The organism is Henriciella aquimarina (genome assembly GCF_002088975.1).
In the GTDB taxonomy this organism is placed as follows: Bacteria; Pseudomonadota; Alphaproteobacteria; order Caulobacterales; family Hyphomonadaceae; genus Henriciella; species Henriciella aquimarina.
This window is the reverse complement of the sequence record NZ_NCST01000061.1, coordinates 107,132-122,997: the sequence shown is the minus strand read 5'-3', so window position 1 is coordinate 122,997 and position 15,866 is coordinate 107,132. Positions and strand designations below refer to the sequence as shown.

Here is a 15,866-nt window from a genome sequence, read left to right as displayed (position 1 = left end):
AACGGCGCTCGCCGCTTTCCATGAAGCTCCGCCGCTGGTAAAGGCGCGCCCCATGAGCACCCTCATTCAGACGCCGCCGAAGGCGCAGGTCAAAACCCAGCCCAAGGTGGGCATTGTCTCGCTCGGCTGCCCGAAAGCGCTGGTCGACAGCGAACGCATCATCACGCGCCTGCGGGCCGAAGGCTATGCGATCTCGCCTGACTATGAGGGCGCAGACCTCGTGCTCGTGAACACGTGCGGCTTTCTCGATTCAGCGCGCGACGAGAGCCTTGATGCCATCGGCGAGGCCATAGAGGCGAATGGCAAGGTGATCGTGACCGGCTGTCTCGGCGCCGAGCCGGAGGTGATCCAGAAAGCCCATCCCAAGGTGCTCGCGGTAACCGGGCCGCACCAGTACGAACAGGTGATGGAGGCGGTTCACACCCATCTGACGCCGCCCCCCAATGCCTATACCGACCTTGTGCCGGAGACGGGGCTGAAGCTCACGCCGCGCCACTATTCCTACCTGAAGATCTCCGAAGGCTGTAACAATCGCTGCAGCTTCTGCATCATCCCGAAGCTGCGCGGCGACCTTGCCAGCCGCCCCATCCACCATGTGCTGACCGAGGCCGAACAGCTGGTGCGCGCCGGGGTGAACGAGCTATTGGTGATCAGCCAGGACACGTCTGCCTACGGCCTCGACGTGAAATACGCCCCACAGACCTGGAAAGGCGAGGAATACGAGACCCGTTTCCTCGACCTGGCGCGCGGGCTCGGCTCGCTCGGCGCTTGGGTACGGATGCATTACATCTACCCCTATCCGCATGTCGACAAGGTCATCCCGTTGATGGCCGACGGAACGATCCTTCCCTATCTCGACATCCCTTTCCAGCATGCCTCGGCCAATGTGCTGAAGGCGATGAAACGCCCCGCCAAACAGGACCGCGTGCTGGAGCGCATCCAGCAATGGCGCCGCGACGTGCCCGGCATGACAATCCGCTCGACCTTCATTGTCGGCTTTCCGGGCGAGACCGAAGAGGACTTTCAGATCCTGCTCGACTTCATCCGCGAAGCAAAGATCGACCGGGCCGGCTGCTTCAAATACGAGAATGTCGAACATGCCGAGAGCCGGCTGCTCGACGGGCACATTCCGGAAGAGGTGAAGGAAGAACGCTGGCACCGCTTCATGGCGCTGCAGGCGGAAATCTCGGCCGAGCGCGCCGCCGCCCAGGTCGGCACCGTGCAGGACGTCATTATTGACGCGCCGAGCGATGAGCCGGGTGAAATGCTGGCGCGTTCCAAGGCCGATGCGCCGGAAGTCGACGGCGTCGTTTACCTTGCCAATGCCGGCCATCTCTCTGCCGGCGACATCGTCAGCGCCAGGGTTACGGACGCTGACGACTATGACCTCTACGCCGAACCGGCCTAGTTGCTGATGGTGTTGCAGACCTTCACTTCCGCGCCATCGGGAATGCCGAGTTCGGCAAAGCTCCAGGTCAGCGCCACGCCGTCCGGCAGGTTGGCGCGGCAATAGTCTTCCTTCTCGCGGTAGAAGCCCACCGAAAAGCGCTCCTCGCCCATGCGGCGCACATCGGTGCCGATGAAATCCTTGCTGGTGCAGCCATTCGACGTGACCCGCACTGTCACCGAGTCGGCGGTCACGTCAGCGGCCTTGAGCGTGCCGTAGCTGGGGTGGGAATCCCAGTCTGTGCCGAGGTCATGCTCGTCGGCATCGACAATGATGCAACCACTGAGGGCGAAGAGTCCGACGGCCGCTGCGGCAAACATTGCGGGACGAAGCGATTTAGGCATGACGATAAAATCCTTATTGACTTACGATAATAGTTCGTATTGACTATCGATAATAGCAAGTCAACTCATTTGTTTCCCGCAGGAAACAGGCGCTGTGAAAGGATCATCTCATGCCGCTTCGCCTCACCGCCATCGCTCTGGCGACCACTTCACTCGCCGCGCTGCCCGCGCTTGCCGAGACCCGCACCTATGACGTATCGGCCTTCGACGGCATCGATGTCTCCGCCGGCATCGAAGTCATCTACGAAACCGGCGTGACGCAATCAGTTGTGGTTGAGAACAGCAAGGGCGATTTCGACGACATCATTGTCGAGGTCGACGATGGCGACCTCGTGCTCAAACGCCCCCGGAAGATAGGCTGGGGCGGCCGGCGCACAGCCTATACGGTGACCGTCGGCGCTCAGGCGCTCTCCGAGATCGAAGCCTCGTCCGGCTCCTCCGTGGAAGGCTCCGGCCTCTCCGGCGAGGAGACATCCATCGACGTCTCTTCCGGCGCCCGCGCGGTCATCACCAACATCTCGACCGGTGAGATCGATATCGAGGCGTCCAGCGGATCGAATGTGGAGGCCTCCGGCACGTGCAATGAGCTCGAAGCCGAAGCTTCGTCGGGCGCCAGCATCGATGCCAGCAGCCTGCAGTGCACCTCACTCAGCGCCGACGTCTCCAGTGGCGCCTCGATCCGCGCTTATGCCAGCGAGCGCATCGATGCCGACGCCTCGAGCGGCGGCAGCGTCCGGGTCGATGGCGGCGCGACTGACGTGACGATCGACAAGTCGAGCGGCGGCTCTGTCAGCGTCGGCTGAGGCCACAGACACATGATGCGTGGGTTATTGACCCTGACCCTGAAAATCGACGCCCGAGCGCATCATGCGGCCCGCCTGACAGGCCTGGAGGCCTGACACCTCCAGATCCCGGGTCAGGCGGGCCATCCAGATACCGGCTCAGCCCGTTTCAGCCGAAATCATAGTCTTCGAGCTTATGGCCGGGATCCGGCCATTCCAGCTTTAGGTCCTCGAGCGCACCCCGGACAATTCTCGCAATGGCGGCGTTCCGGCGCGGCCGGCTATCGGCGGGGATGACATACCAGGGCGCCCAGGGCGTCGAGCAACGCTCCACCATGGTTTCATAGGCCTTCATGAAATCCGGCCAGAGGCGACGGTCATCGAGATCGCCCGGGTTGAACTTCCAGCGCTTGTGCGGTTCGGTAATCCGCTCCCTCAGCCGCTCGCCCTGCTCTTCATAGCCGACATGCAGCATGAATTTCAGGATCGTCGTCCCGTTCTCTGTGAGGTGTTTTTCGAACTGGTTGATCTGGTCATAGCGCTGCTCGATGGCCTCCGGCGGCGCAAAGCCGCGCACCTTCACCACCAGCACATCCTCATAATGCGACCGGTCGAAAATGCCGATGAAGCCCTTGCGCGGCGTCGCTTCATGGACTCGCCAGAGATAGTCATGCCCAAGCTCGATCCGGGTCGGCGCCTTGAACGCCTTGACCCGCATGCCCAGGGGCGAGGTCTCTGCGAAGACATTGCGGATGACGCCGCTCTTGCCGGACGTGTCCATCCCCTGCAGCACGACGAGAACCGCTCGTTCCCGCGTGGCATAGAGCAGGTCCTGCAGCTCATCGATGGCACCGGCATCTTCCTTGAGGAACTTGCGGGCATGCTTCTTGTCGGGAAACAGGTCCCGGTCGCCGCTATCGCGCTTTGAGAGGTCGAAGGATTGTCCGGACGACGCCAGAAACCGCTGTCGCACCTCATCAATGGATGGTCTGTTCATGTCTGCCCCTCACGCGACGCGGCCGTAAATGAAAAAAGCCGCGCCCAACAGAGCGCGGCTTGATCCTGTCTGCAAGTCTCCGAAGAGCGCTTACGAAGAGTAGAACTCGACCACCTGGGCCGGTTCCATTTTCACCGGATACGGCACGTCATTGAGTTCCGGCACGCGGATAAAGGTCGCCGTCATCGCCTTCGGATCGACTTCGATATATTCCGGCACGTCGCGTTCAGGCGACCCGAGCGCTTCCAGAACCAGGGCGAGATTGCGCGACTTTTCACGAATCTCGACAACGTCGCCTGCCTTCAGGCGGTAGGAACCGACATTCGTCTTGACGCCGTTCACTTTGACATGGCCGTGGTTCACGAACTGGCGCGCTGCGAAGATCGTCGGAACGAACTTGGCGCGATAGACAAACGCCTCAAGGCGGCTTTCCAGCAGGCCGATCAGGTTCTCGGCCGTGTTGCCCTTTTGACGGTTGGCTTCGTCATAGGTGCGGCGGAACTGCTTCTCGGTGATGTCACCATAGTGGAATTTGAGCTTCTGCTTGGCCATGAGCTGCAGGCCATAGTCAGACACCTTTTGCCGGCGGCCCTGGCCGTGCTGGCCGGGCTTGGTCGGGCGCTTGTTGACCGGAGATTTGGGGCGGCCCCAGATATTTTCACCGACACGGCGGTCGATCTTGTACTTCGTCGAGTGACGACGCGACATGGTCTTCTTCCTTTTACGACGCGGGCCGGTGAAGCGTCCCTGGCGAGCTTCACGATTTCAACGGCGGCTCCGCACCTTCCCGTCCTGAAGCGGCGCTTTAAACGGGAAAAGCGCCAGATGGTCAAGAGGCGTGGCTGCTTTGGCGACCGGCATTGCCCTGCGCCTTGCCGCCAGCCTTGCGCGAGCGGTTACGCCGGCGCGGCTTGCGGCGTCTCTGGCCGTCCTTTTCCGGGCGGAAGCCACGTTCGCGGCCCTCGCTTTGCGGCTCGTCCTGCTGCCCGGCCTCGTTGCCGGCCAGACGGTTGCCGATCAGCTTCTCGATATCGCGCAGCAGCTTGCGCTCGGACGGATCGCAGAAGGCGATGGCAGTCCCGCTCTCACCGGCACGGGCCGTGCGGCCGATCCGGTGGACATAGGATTCCGGCACGTTCGGCAGGTCGAAATTCACGACGTGGGAGACGCGTTCGATGTCGATGCCGCGCGCAGCGATATCGGTGGCCACCAGCACCTTGAGGTCACGCGCCTTGAAGGCTTCGAGCGCCTGCGTGCGCCGGTTCTGGCTCTTGTTGCCATGGATGGCGGCAGCGCGAATGCCATCAGCCTCGAGATGTTTACAGACACGGTCGGCGCCATGCTTGGTCCGCGTGAAGACGATCGCGGTCTCCACATTCTCGTCGACGAGAATATCGCGCAAGGCATCGCGTTTCTGGTCCTGGCGCATGAATCGCACGCTCTGCTCGATGCGTTCCACCGGCTTGGAGACCTGCGCCACAGCGATGTCGACCGGATCGTTCAGGAACTGGTCGGCCAGCTTGCGGATATCCGTCGGCATGGTCGCGGAAAGCAGCACCGTCTGGCGCACTTTCGGCAGCTGGCGCAGCACGTTCCGGATCTGCGGCAGAAAGCCCATATCCATCATGTGATCGGCCTCGTCGAGCACGACGCTCTGGATCTGGTCGAAACGGATCGCGTCCTGCTTCTTGAGATCCAGCAGGCGGCCGGGCGTGGCGACGACGATATCGACGCCGCGTTGCATGGCACGCACCTGCTTCGACATCTTTACACCGCCGATGATCATGGTGACGGAGATCTTGGTGCCGGCGCTATAGGCCTGCGCGCTCTCGACGATCTGGGCCGCCAGTTCGCGGGTCGGCGCCAGGATCAAGGCGCGGCAGGATTTGGGCTCCGGCCGGCGTCTCTCGCCAGAAAGCGCATTGAGAAGCGGCAGCACGAAAGCCGCCGTCTTGCCGGTGCCGGTCTGGGCAGTGCCCAGCACATCGCGGCCCGCCATCATGGCGGGGATGACCTGCGCCTGGATCGGCGTCGGATCGGTATAGCCCTGCGCAGAAACGGCACGCAGGATAGGCTCGGCAAGGCCGAGATTGGAAAATTGGGTCAAGAAAAAGTCTTTCAGATATGCCTGAAGGGCGGGCTTTGTCCCGCACACTGGGCGCGAATAGCAATGGGCGGCAGACCATTCTGCCGTCCGGATGATGGCGCGTTCAGGGCTTTGGGTTCGCAAGGCAACGATCGTATTAGGAAAGTCGCTCGATCCGGGCCGGTCTGGCCAGCGGATCACTTGATCGATGCCTGAGGCGTCTGGGCGAAACATAAGCCCTGAGTGTACAAATGCAAACGATTTGTACCGCAGCAGGCAATTACTCCGGCTCGCCTTTCAGATAATCTGACATCGTCGTCTTGTCGTGACGGTCATTATACCAGGCCCACAGGGTGAGCACGACGAACCAGATCAGAAGGAGCGTGCCCAGAAGCAGGGACACACCGCCCGGCATCGGCCCGATATGCGCCCGCGTCAGCATCTGGTCGATGTTCACCGCCTCAATCGGATGGATCCAGATCTTCGCGATATAGGAGGCGTACTGGATCGCGAAAATCCAGAGATAGTTGCGCCGCAGCCGCTGGCCGAGCGCCCGCAGCAGGGATATGCGGTGCCTGGGACGGACATAATCGTCCGACAGGGCCGTGCCCCGGTCCTGTGGGATGTCGGCCCCCTGCCCGCGCAGGATCGGTACCATTGCGGCAAGTTCGAGCAGCCGGGCGCGGAACTTCCAGACCGCGAAATAGCGGTAACGACGCGCTTCCAGGAAAAGGAACATGATCGTCAGCATCCCGACCAGCGGGATCGGCAGCGGCGATGCATTGGCGCTCGCAAAGCTGACCGACAGGGCAATCCCCGTCGAGACGACCGCCCAGTTCGTCGTCATGTCCAGACGCTGGCGCCAGATCGTCGAGCGGTACACCTCCGCCCGGTAGAGGTGGGCAAGCGCGCCGATTTCCTTTGCACCGGCGACTGACTTCTCGGGTTCGAACTCGGGATCACTCATGACGGTACCTGTTATACACGCATGAAAGTTAACTGGGGGATATTTTCTTGTGACATGAAGGCCTTAGTCCGTGCAATCGCCGAGCTCGCCCAGCAATGCAAGTCCCTCTAGGCCTTGCCGCAGGGGTCGGGTGTCCGTGCTGGCCGCGCCCGTCATGATGGCCTCCGGCAGACGCGAGCGCTCCCCCGTGACCCGGGCTCGCCAGAACGTATAGCGCACAGCCTCCGGCGCCATGACCAGGCGCGTCGCCCGATCGAAGGCCGCCTGATCACAACGGTAGGTCGCAAGCTTCGCCGCCGCATGGGCAAGATCACCGCGTTCGAAATCGCTTGCCGCCTGCGCCAGAGACAACAACTCGCCATTAAGCCGGGCGGCCAGGCCGGGGGCTGCAGCCAGCCGCCGCGCTTCTTCGCTGTCCTGGTGGTAACCGGCCGCCCGAATGCCAGCCGCCAGCAAAGCCTCGGCCCGACCATAGCGCAGAGCCCCCTGACGGGCTCTTGCCGCCTCGATCAGCCGGGCGGGACCACCCTCCCGGATCAGGGCCTGCGCGGCTTGCCAGCCATAGTCCGGATAGGCCGGCTCTCCGGCCTCCGGCGCCAGCGAACACTCCCGATGCTGCGCCGCCGTCTCGCGCGCCAGAGGCTCGCCGCCGACCGCGCTTGCCGCGTCCATCAGGGGCTGGCAAAGCCCGGCCCGCTTGGCCTCCGGCTGCAGGGAAACGGCCTCGCTGCTGCACCTCATAAGCGAAACCAGATCCGTCTCCGGACCACAGGAGACGCCCTGGGCGGCGCCGTCAGACACAAACAGGCTTCCCGCCAGCAGGCAGAGCATGGCTCTCAACATGGCGCCCTCCTGACACGTCTTGCCTGAACGTGAAATGAGCGGTTTTCTCTGGATAGGTCTGAACGAATCACGCGAACACTGCCCGCGATGCCAGTTGGGGGCCATCGGGCATTGGCCAGAGAGGGGACGCATGGTCAGCTATACCGACCTCCGGGACCCGGACCTATTCACCGAGGACGAGCGCGACTGGGTCTCCCGCCGCCTGCTCGACCTGCGCGCGCACATGAAGTCCTCCGCCGGGATCGGCATTCCGCGCAAGACGCGCGATGCCAGCCTGATCATCGGCACCTGGAACCTGCGTGACTTCGACAACAACAAGTACCGCCACGGCCCCCGGCGGCGCGAGAGCCTGCTCTATATCGCCGAGATCATATCGGGCTTCGACGTGGTCGCGGTGCAGGAAATCAATGAAGACCTTGAGCCCTTGCGCAAGGTGATGGAGCTGCTTGGCTCGCAATGGGATTTCATTGCCACCGACGTCACTGTCGGCACTTCCGGCAACCGCGAACGCATGGCCTTCGTCTTCGACCGGACCAAGGTACACTTCAAGAATGTCGCCGGCGAGATCGTGCTGCCCAAGCACGCCCTGCTGCCAGACGAGCAGCAATTTGCCCGCACGCCTTTCATGGTGCGGTTCCAGGCCGGCTGGTTCCATTTCACGCTGTGCACCGTGCACATCTATTATGGCTCGGACACCAAGGAGTCCGACCGCTACCAGCGCCGCGTCGCCGAGATCAAACATATCGCCGAGGAGATGGCCCGCCGGGCCGACCGCGAGGACGAGAACTATATCCTGCTGGGCGACTTCAATATCGGCAACAAGATGGGCGCCACCATGGAGGCCCTCACCGGCGCGGGCTTCCAGCTGCCGCCCGAACTCTTCCCGTCCAACGTGCTGGGCGACAAGTATTATGACCAGATCGCTTTCCGCACCCGCAAGGACGAGGTGACCTTCATCAATGCCGGGGCGTTCAACTTCACCAAATCGCTCTACCTGCCCGAACATTACGATCACTACGCGCCGGTCCTGCCTGAGCGCCACAGGGAGCTGAAAGGCAATGGCGCGCCGAAGAGCCGCGGCGATGACAAGGACTATTACCTCTCGCTCTGGCGTACCTGGCAGCTGTCGGACCATCTCCCGCTCTGGGTCGAGCTCGCCATCGACTTCTCCGACGAGCACCTCCAGCACAACCTCTCGGAAGAGGCCCGCATGGGCGGCGCCGTCGCCCAGATCGAGGTTGTCGAGGAAGACGACGGCACGCTGAGCCGGCTTGTTCCGCCAGCCTCCACGGCCGAAGAGGTCAAGGTTCGCCGCCGCAAGCGCAAGCGCCCGCATATTGCCGGCAAGGAGAAGGAAGGCGTCGCCCGCGCCGACGGCAAACTTACCTGGTCGCTGGCCTGGAAGATTTTCTGGTTTGTCGCCACCGGCAAGGCCGAAAAGGTCAGGAAAATGCGCGAGGAACGCCATAAGCAGAAAAAAGGTGCCGAATAGGCCCACAAAGGGTCATGGCCTTCTGAGGGCTGTCTTCGAAAAATCACAATCTGCCTATTGACCACATTTGTAATCAGACGTATCGACTACACACGTAGTCAATGAAGATGTGGGTCCCATGCAGATCACGCCTGCCGAACTCGAAATCATGAATGTGCTCTGGGACAAGCCCGGCATCGGCGCGAGCGAAATCGCCGACGCGCTGAAGCACGACAAGTCCTGGAATATCCGTACCATCAAGACCCTCGTCGCCCGGCTCGTCGAAAAGGGCGCGCTCGGCACCGAGCCGGATGGCCGGCGCTATCTCTACCGCCCGCTGGTCAAGCGCGGCGACTATCAGAAAAAGGCTGCAAAGCAGTTCGTCGACCGGATGTTCGGCGGCCGGGCCGCGCCGCTCGTGGCGCATCTCGCAGATGCCCGCGGGCTGTCCAAGGACGACATTGCCGAGCTTGAGAAGCTGTTGGGGGAGCTCAAGAAATGACCGCCTTTGCCGACATGAATCCCTGGCTGGCCTCGAGCCTGCAGACCAGCCTTGCCGTCACCGTGCTGATCGCGCTGGTGCTCATGGTCCGCAAACCCTTTGCCCGTCATTTCGGGGCAAAAGCCGCCTATGCGCTGTGGCTTGTGCCGGTCGCCCGGCTGTTCATGCCGCCCGTTGCGCCGAATGTCTCGCTGTTCGGCCTTCTTGCCCCAGCGGCACCGGAGCGGCCCGTTTCTACAGTCCGCGAGATCATGGTCTCTCGACACGACGTTGCCAGCATCTCCCACACGGCGCCTCCCGCGCCGGCGCCCATCGCGGCGCCGGAAGCGCTGCCGCTAAGCGAAGCGACAAGCGAGCCTGGCCTGCTTTCATCGCTACTGACAGCCATGCCCGACATGCTGCTGCCGCTCTGGGCGATTGGCACCGTGCTGATGCTGGGCCTCGCCTGGTATCGTCAGGCCGTCTTTCACCGGCTCATCGGCGAAGACTCGGCGCCGGCCTCCGAGACCGTCCACGCCACCGCGCTCGATATCGCAGAGACGCTGAATGTGCGCCGCAGCTTCGACGTGCGCACCAGCCTCCTGAACGGCAGCCCGCTCGTTACGGGCTTCCTCAAGCCTGTCATCCTCCTGCCGGAATGGTTCGAGGCTGACTACTCCCCCCGCGAACAGCGCGATGCGCTGACCCACGAGCTGATGCACGTGAAGCGAGGGGACCTCTTTGCCCTGCAGGCCGCCCAGATCATTCTGGCCGTGCAGTGGTTCAATCCGCTGGCTCATATGGGCATCCGGGCTTTCCGGGTGGACCAGGAAGCCGCGTGCGACGCTGATGTGCTTCGGGCGGGAACATCATCGGCGTTTTCCTACGGCCGCACGCTCGTCAAGGCAGCCCGCCTTGCCGGCCCGGCCGACTGCGCCTTCTCCGGCGCAAACCTGACCCTGGCGCATCCCATAAAAGAAAGACTGATATTGATGCAAAACGCCGCCCCCACCTTCCGCCGCCGCCTGCTGGGCACCACGCTGGCCGTGACGCTTGGCTCGGCCGCTGTCTTCGCGACGGCCTCGTGTGCCGCCGCAGCCGCGCCCAAGGACCAATCCACCACGGAGCTTGCCGGCGGCAATGACAGGACCGAGGAGACGGAGCGCAAGACCCGCGTTTACCGCTTCTCCTCCCACAAGGATGGCGATGACCACCAGTTCGTCCTGCTCAGTGACCCGTTTGAAGCGCTGCAGCCCCGCCTCGACAAGGTGCACGATCTCAACCTGTCGGATCTCGAGGAGGAGATGCGGGTACTGTCGATCGAAATGTCCGATATTGGCGAGATGGACTTTTCCTCGCTCGCGGCGCTGGGAGAGCTCGGCAAACTTGGCGAGCTCGAAGGCCTGGCGGAGCTCGGCAATCTCTCTTTCGACTTCGACCTGGATTTCGATGGCATGGATATCCAGACGGTGGAAACCGAGGATGGGGTGAAGATCATCATTCCGAACCAGGAAATCTTCATTTCCAAGCTCGATGGCGACGCCTTCGAGATCCAGATCGAGAAAGCCGCCGCCATCGCCGAAGCCCACGCCGAACGCGCCGCTGCCCTGGCCGAGGCCCAGGCTGAGCGCGCCGAGAAGATCTCCATCGTCATCGAGAAACGCATGGAGGAAAAGGGGGCGCGCATGGAAGCGCTGGGCGAAGAAATGGAAGCACGTATCGAAGCGGCTTTTGAAGGCGGTCTCGAAGATGATCTGGAAGCCGCAGGCGACGTCGTCGGCGATCTTGCCGAGCAATGCGAAGACCGCGACATCGACCTGAAAGCCCCGGTCGTGCTCACGACGCGCGGTGACGACGGCAAGACCTATCGTGCCCTGTGCGTCTCCGGTGAGCGGTCACGGCTGGCTGATGAAGACGTGAAAGCGTTCGTCCGCGATCATGCCTCCCTGACCCCGGCGGAAAAAGAGCGGTTCGAGCAGCAGCGGACCATGGAATATGAGTTTTCGGTATCGCGGGACGACTGAGCGTCAGCGAAACCCTTCCCCCTCAAAGACAAAAGCCCCTGCCGGTTCTGGCAGGGGCTTTTTCATGGGACCAGAGAAGGAAGCTCAGCGCGAGCCGACGACCTCGGTTTCCTTCTCCCGGTCGACCTTCTGGCCATACTCATTATCGCGGTATTTCTTGAACTCCTGACGCGCAATCGTGCGGTTGTGGACCTCGTCCGGCCCGTCGGCCAGCCGCATCGTCCGCATCGAGGCATAGGCCCGTGCCAAGCCATAGTCAGAGGTGACGCCACCGCCGCCATGGGCCTGGATGGCATCGTCGATGATCTTGCAGGCCATGCGCGGGCCGGCAACCTTGATCATGGCGATCTCGTTCTTGGCGACCTTGTTGCCGACCGTATCCATCATATAGGCGGCCTTGAGCGTCAAAAGGCGTGACATCTCGATATCGGTGCGCGCCTCGGCGACCCTTTGCTCCCAAATCGAATGCTCGGCCACCTTCTTGCCGAAGGCTTCGCGCGACAGCAGCCGCTTGCACATCTTCTCCAGCGCCACTTCGGCGGCGCCGACCGTGCGCATGCAGTGGTGGATGCGGCCCGGCCCGAGCCGACCCTGCGCGATCTCGAAGCCACGGCCCTCACCCAGGATCAAATTCTCCGCCGGCACGCGGACATCCTTCAGGATCACCTCGGCATGGCCATGCGGGGCATCGTCATAGCCGAAGACCGGAAGCATCCGGACAATCTCGATGCCGGGCGTGTCCATCGGCACCAGGATCTGGCTTTGTTGCTTGTGACGCGGCGCATCGACATCGGTCTTGCCCATCACGATCGCCACCTCGCAGCGGCGATCCCCGAGTCCGGACGACCACCATTTGCGGCCATTGATGACATACTCGTCGCCATCGCGCTCGATCCGGGTCTCGATATTGGTCGCATCGGATGAAGCGACCTGCGGTTCGGTCATCAGGAAGGCAGAGCGGATATCGCCTTCCAGAAGCGGCTTCAGCCACTTCTTCTTCTGCGCATCGGAGCCATAGCGGTGCAGGACTTCCATATTGCCGGTATCGGGGGCCGAGCAGTTGAAGACTTCCGACGCCCAGCCGACGCGGCCCATCAGCTCGGCCAGCGGGGCATATTCAAGGTTGGAAAGCCCGGCGCCATGATAATCTCCCTCATCATGATCGGGAGACGGCGGCAGGAACAGGTTCCACAGGCCCTCGGCCTTGGCGACCTTCTTCTTGTCCTCGAGAATTTGCGGGATCGTCCAGCGGTCGCCTTCCGCGTGCTGCTTTTCATAAAGCTCGACATTCGGAAAGACGTGTTCGTCCATGAAGTCGCTGACGCGCTTCATCCACTGCTTGGTCGTATCGCTATATTCGAAATGCATCTGGTCTTCTCCCTTGGGCGGTCTTTTCACCCTGAATACCATTCATGACAGGGCGACGAAAACGCGTTTCGGATAATACTACACTAGTGAAGTAAATATGGAATAGGTAGTCTTACAGATGACGCCACGGGAAGCGTCCTAGGCGAGGATCAGGCGGGCAACCGCGTCCGGAAGCGTCCCGGCCCGGGCCTGCTCACGCGCGGAGAAGACCATCAGGACGGTCATGGAATCCGTTACCGCGCCGGTCAGGCATCGCTCCAGCAGATCGGCAAAGGCCACACGCTCGATGGCAAGCTCCTCAGACGCCTCGGGCGCCTTCACGCCCGGGGACAGTCCCCAGGCGACATAGCCGAAGGCGCGCTCATCGCTGACGGAGTTCGACAAATGCCATTCGCCGAGCCGATGCCAGTGCGCCGCTTTCAGCCCGGTCTCCTCTTCCAGCTCGCGGGCCGCCGAGGCCTGCGGGTCGATTTCCTTGTGGCCCCCGCCCTCCGGCAGCTCCCAGCTATAGGCATCGAAAGGAAAACGGTGCTGGCCGACCAGCCAGGTAAAACCCTCCTCGTCCAGCGGCAGCACGCCGGTCGCGAAATTGGCGTAGCGGATGACGCCATAGATGCCGGGCTCGCCATTCGGATGGGTGATCTGGCTGGTCTCGACCCGGAGCCAGGGGTTCTCGAAGGAAACCTCGGTGGAGTGGACCTGCCAGGGGCCGTTGCGGCGCTGATCTTCGCTCATGCGCGCAAGCCTAGTTACCGGACGAGAGAACGAAAAGGCCGAACCGGCCGAACTGGCAGAATCGCAAGAACAGGCCTATTCCCAAGCCATGTCCTGGCTGAGCGCGCTTCTGATCCTTCTTGCCACGCTGGTGACCGCCTTCATTTCCGGCATTTTCGGCATGGCTGGCGGGCTGATCCTGATGGGCGTACTGACCGCGCTCCTGCCGGTGGCTACCGCGATGATCGTGCACGGAGCGATCCAGATGGTCTCGAATGGCTGGCGCGGCTTCCTGCTGCGCGATCATATCGAGTGGGGGATTTTCGCACGGTATGCACTGGGGTCGCTGGCCGCCATTCTGCTGCTTGTGCTGCTCGCCTGGCGGCCGGAAAAGCGGGTCGTCTATCTCCTGCTCGGACTGACACCGATGATGGTCTGGGTCCCCAAGTCGGTGATGGACCTCGATATCCAGAAGCGCGGCCAGGCCGAAGCGGCAGGCTTTGTCGTCCAGGCGCTGAACACGCTTGCCGGCGTCGCCGGGCCGCTTCTGGACCTCTTCTTCGTGCGCACCGGCATGACCCGTCAGGCCATCGTCGCGACCAAATCGGCCACGCAGGTCATGGCGCACCTCGTCAAGATTGCGTTCTGGAGCATGCCCGTCATCGCGACCGCGGGCCTTGCCGCGATGCCGCCCGTCTGGCTGTTCGCGCTCGCCATCCCGCTCTCGATGACCGGCACCTGGCTTGGCGGCCTCGTACTCGACCGGATGAACGATGTCGATTTCAAGCGCTGGATGCGCTGGCTCGTCACCCTGATCGGGCTCGTCTATCTCGCCCGCGCGGCCGGGCTGGCATAAAAAACGCCGGCGCCTCTTTCTGAGACGCCGGCGCATACGCGATATCGCGACAGGTAAGTGCTAGAACTTGTAACCAGCACTGATCATTGCGGCATGGGTGTCGGTTTCACCGAAGCCATACCAGGTATAGTCACCGCGAAGGTGCCAATCTTCGGTCAGGTCATATTCCAGACCGCCGCCGAGCGCGGCGCCGTCTTCGGAGTCCTCGACCGTGGTGAGTTCCGTGCCGCCCGGCGTCTGGATCTCGGCATCAAGGTCGATGAAGGCATAACCGGCGCGAGCGAAGATGTCGAAACGGTCGCTGACCGGCATGGATGCCTTGCCGTAGATGCCGACCAGATAGTTCAGGCCGATGTCGCCCGATGCGTTGATCAGGTCGTTGAAGTCACCGTCATTGTTGTCGTCGAGGTCGAAGCTGTCTTCGTCGACATTGTAGTCGAACTCGCCGTCATCGATGCCCGACGTGATGTCGCCTTCGATGCTGAAGTTCGGGCTGAACTGATAACCGGCACGGGCCGTGATGGCATCGGTATCAACGCCGCTTTCAGCGCCATCCGGCTCGATGTCCAGATAGCTGTAGCCGCCCTGGAGATAGAAGCCGGTGTCTTCTGCACCGGATCCATAGGATTGCGCATGGGCGCTGGCGCCTGCGATGGTAAAGGCGCCTGCTGCAGTTGCGCCGATGAGCAGTTGTTTAAGCATGGGAGGTTTCCTCATTCTGATTAACCTGAAGCCCCGGCCCCAGACGACCGGAACTGGCCTTTAAACGAGGCGGAAACAAGGCACGTTCCCACGTGTACAAACGACACCCTGCACCTGTGGCAGTTGAGCATCACTTTCTGAAATTTAATTTAGCAATTACAAAAGGTTAAAAGCGCGCTCTGTGCACGGACAGTACGCCTTCGAAACGGTTTTCGACCGCCTTTCAGAAGCCGGGAAAGGCGCCTTGCAGACCGGCCAAATACCGGCCCGAATTCAGCGTCTTGTGGTAAAGAATTCACGCAGCAAGCGGGCGGCCTCATCGGCCCGATCCGGCAGCTGTTCCACCACCGGCCGCCAGTGACAGGTCGGTTGCTCGAAGAAGCGCGGACCGTGAGCCACGCCTCCGCCTTTCGGATCATCAGCAGCAAACACAACCCGCCCGATCCGCGCGAAACTGATAGCGCCCGCGCACATCGCGCACGGTTCCAGCGTCACATAGAGGGTTGCCCCCGTCAGCCGGTAGTTCCCGGTTCGCCCGGCTGCCTCGCGGATGGCCACGATCTCGGCATGGGCCGTCGGATCGCTGGCGCCGATCGGCCCGTTGCGTCCCTCGCCGATGATCTCGCCGGTTTCACCGTCGCAGACCACCGCGCCGACCGGGACTTCCCCGGCCGCCGCCGCCTGGCTCGCAAGCGCCAGGGCACGGCTCATCATCTCGGTGTCGTGACTCATCACCCGCCCTTACACGCTTTGGCGCTTTTCCGCATCCGCCCCTGATGCTAAG

The 15,866-nt window shown here is 62.4% G+C and carries 16 protein-coding genes; 6 read left to right on the top strand and 10 right to left on the bottom strand.

What is annotated here, in order from left to right:
- The first annotated feature begins 52 nt into the window (after nt 1–52).
- Complete coding sequence (gene rimO / locus B8784_RS09075) at nt 53–1,408, top strand: 30S ribosomal protein S12 methylthiotransferase RimO (protein ID WP_084397615.1); 1,356 nt, start codon at nt 53–55, stop codon at nt 1,406–1,408.
- Here the strand turns inward: rimO and B8784_RS09070 are convergent.
- The gene (locus B8784_RS09070; protein ID WP_143435391.1) at nt 1,405–1,791 is read right to left on the bottom strand and encodes a ubiquitin family protein; all 387 of its coding nucleotides are present in this window, start codon (nt 1,789–1,791) and stop codon (nt 1,405–1,407) included. The two genes, rimO and B8784_RS09070, sit on opposite strands and share 4 nt — an antisense overlap.
- Before the next feature lie 110 nt (nt 1,792–1,901).
- On the opposite strand from B8784_RS09070, the gene B8784_RS09065 reads away from it, so the two are divergent.
- Entirely contained in the window at nt 1,902–2,594 is a 693-nt protein-coding gene (locus tag B8784_RS09065) for a head GIN domain-containing protein (RefSeq protein WP_084397611.1), read from the top strand.
- A gap of 148 nt (nt 2,595–2,742) precedes the next feature.
- On the opposite strand, the gene B8784_RS09060 is transcribed toward B8784_RS09065, so the two are convergent.
- The 5 genes from B8784_RS09060 to B8784_RS09040 all read right to left on the bottom strand — a co-directional run bounded on the left by B8784_RS09060 (nt 2,743) and on the right by B8784_RS09040 (nt 7,466).
- On the bottom strand, nt 2,743–3,570 hold the full coding sequence (locus B8784_RS09060) for a PPK2 family polyphosphate kinase (RefSeq protein ID WP_084397609.1): 828 nt from the start codon (nt 3,568–3,570) through the stop codon (nt 2,743–2,745).
- Between the two features lie 90 nt (nt 3,571–3,660).
- Entirely contained in the window at nt 3,661–4,278 is a 618-nt protein-coding gene (gene rpsD, locus B8784_RS09055) for a 30S ribosomal protein S4 (RefSeq protein WP_084397607.1), read from the bottom strand.
- A gap of 121 nt (nt 4,279–4,399) precedes the next feature.
- Nucleotides 4,400–5,677 carry a DEAD/DEAH box helicase gene (locus tag B8784_RS09050; RefSeq protein WP_233356039.1) on the bottom strand — a complete coding sequence of 426 codons (1,278 nt, stop codon included), beginning with the start codon at nt 5,675–5,677 and terminating at the stop codon, nt 4,400–4,402.
- A gap of 259 nt (nt 5,678–5,936) precedes the next feature.
- Nucleotides 5,937–6,623 (bottom strand): DUF2270 domain-containing protein, encoded by a 687-nt coding sequence (locus B8784_RS09045; RefSeq protein WP_084397603.1) that lies wholly within the window; start codon nt 6,621–6,623, stop codon nt 5,937–5,939.
- 63 nt (nt 6,624–6,686) lie between these two features.
- On the bottom strand, nt 6,687–7,466 hold the full coding sequence (locus B8784_RS09040; RefSeq protein WP_143435389.1) for a hypothetical protein: 780 nt from the start codon (nt 7,464–7,466) through the stop codon (nt 6,687–6,689).
- A 130-nt stretch (nt 7,467–7,596) separates the two neighbouring features.
- Here B8784_RS09040 and B8784_RS09035 point away from each other — a divergent pair, with 130 nt between their 5' ends.
- From B8784_RS09035 to B8784_RS09025, 3 genes are all read left to right on the top strand, one after another.
- Nucleotides 7,597–8,958: an endonuclease/exonuclease/phosphatase family protein gene (locus tag B8784_RS09035; RefSeq protein WP_084397598.1), complete on the top strand. Its 1,362-nt coding sequence runs from the start codon at nt 7,597–7,599 to the stop codon at nt 8,956–8,958.
- Nucleotides 8,959–9,076: 118 nt separating this feature from the next.
- Entirely contained in the window at nt 9,077–9,439 is a 363-nt protein-coding gene (locus B8784_RS09030) for a BlaI/MecI/CopY family transcriptional regulator (protein ID WP_084397596.1), read from the top strand.
- Nucleotides 9,436–11,442, top strand: a complete 2,007-nt coding sequence (locus tag B8784_RS09025) for a M56 family metallopeptidase (RefSeq protein ID WP_084397594.1) — start codon at nt 9,436–9,438, stop codon at nt 11,440–11,442. The genes B8784_RS09030 and B8784_RS09025 overlap by 4 nt, the downstream gene beginning before the upstream one ends.
- A gap of 84 nt (nt 11,443–11,526) precedes the next feature.
- Here B8784_RS09025 and B8784_RS09020 read toward each other — a convergent pair whose 3' ends face one another.
- Both B8784_RS09020 and B8784_RS09015 read right to left on the bottom strand, forming a co-directional pair.
- Complete coding sequence (locus B8784_RS09020) at nt 11,527–12,810, bottom strand: acyl-CoA dehydrogenase family protein (protein WP_084397592.1); 1,284 nt, start codon at nt 12,808–12,810, stop codon at nt 11,527–11,529.
- Between the two features lie 138 nt (nt 12,811–12,948).
- Nucleotides 12,949–13,545 carry an NUDIX domain-containing protein gene (locus B8784_RS09015; protein ID WP_084397590.1) on the bottom strand — a complete coding sequence of 199 codons (597 nt, stop codon included), beginning with the start codon at nt 13,543–13,545 and terminating at the stop codon, nt 12,949–12,951.
- On the opposite strand from B8784_RS09015, the gene B8784_RS09010 reads away from it, so the two are divergent.
- Nucleotides 13,544–14,380, top strand: a complete 837-nt coding sequence (locus tag B8784_RS09010; RefSeq protein WP_233356038.1) for a sulfite exporter TauE/SafE family protein — start codon at nt 13,544–13,546, stop codon at nt 14,378–14,380. The genes B8784_RS09015 and B8784_RS09010 overlap by 2 nt on opposite strands.
- A 60-nt stretch (nt 14,381–14,440) precedes the next feature.
- Here B8784_RS09010 and B8784_RS09005 read toward each other — a convergent pair whose 3' ends face one another.
- Both B8784_RS09005 and B8784_RS09000 read right to left on the bottom strand, forming a co-directional pair.
- Entirely contained in the window at nt 14,441–15,082 is a 642-nt protein-coding gene (locus tag B8784_RS09005; RefSeq protein WP_084397588.1) for a porin family protein, read from the bottom strand.
- A 273-nt stretch (nt 15,083–15,355) separates the two neighbouring features.
- Entirely contained in the window at nt 15,356–15,814 is a 459-nt protein-coding gene (locus B8784_RS09000; protein WP_084397586.1) for a nucleoside deaminase, read from the bottom strand.
- Nucleotides 15,815–15,866 lie beyond the last annotated feature (52 nt).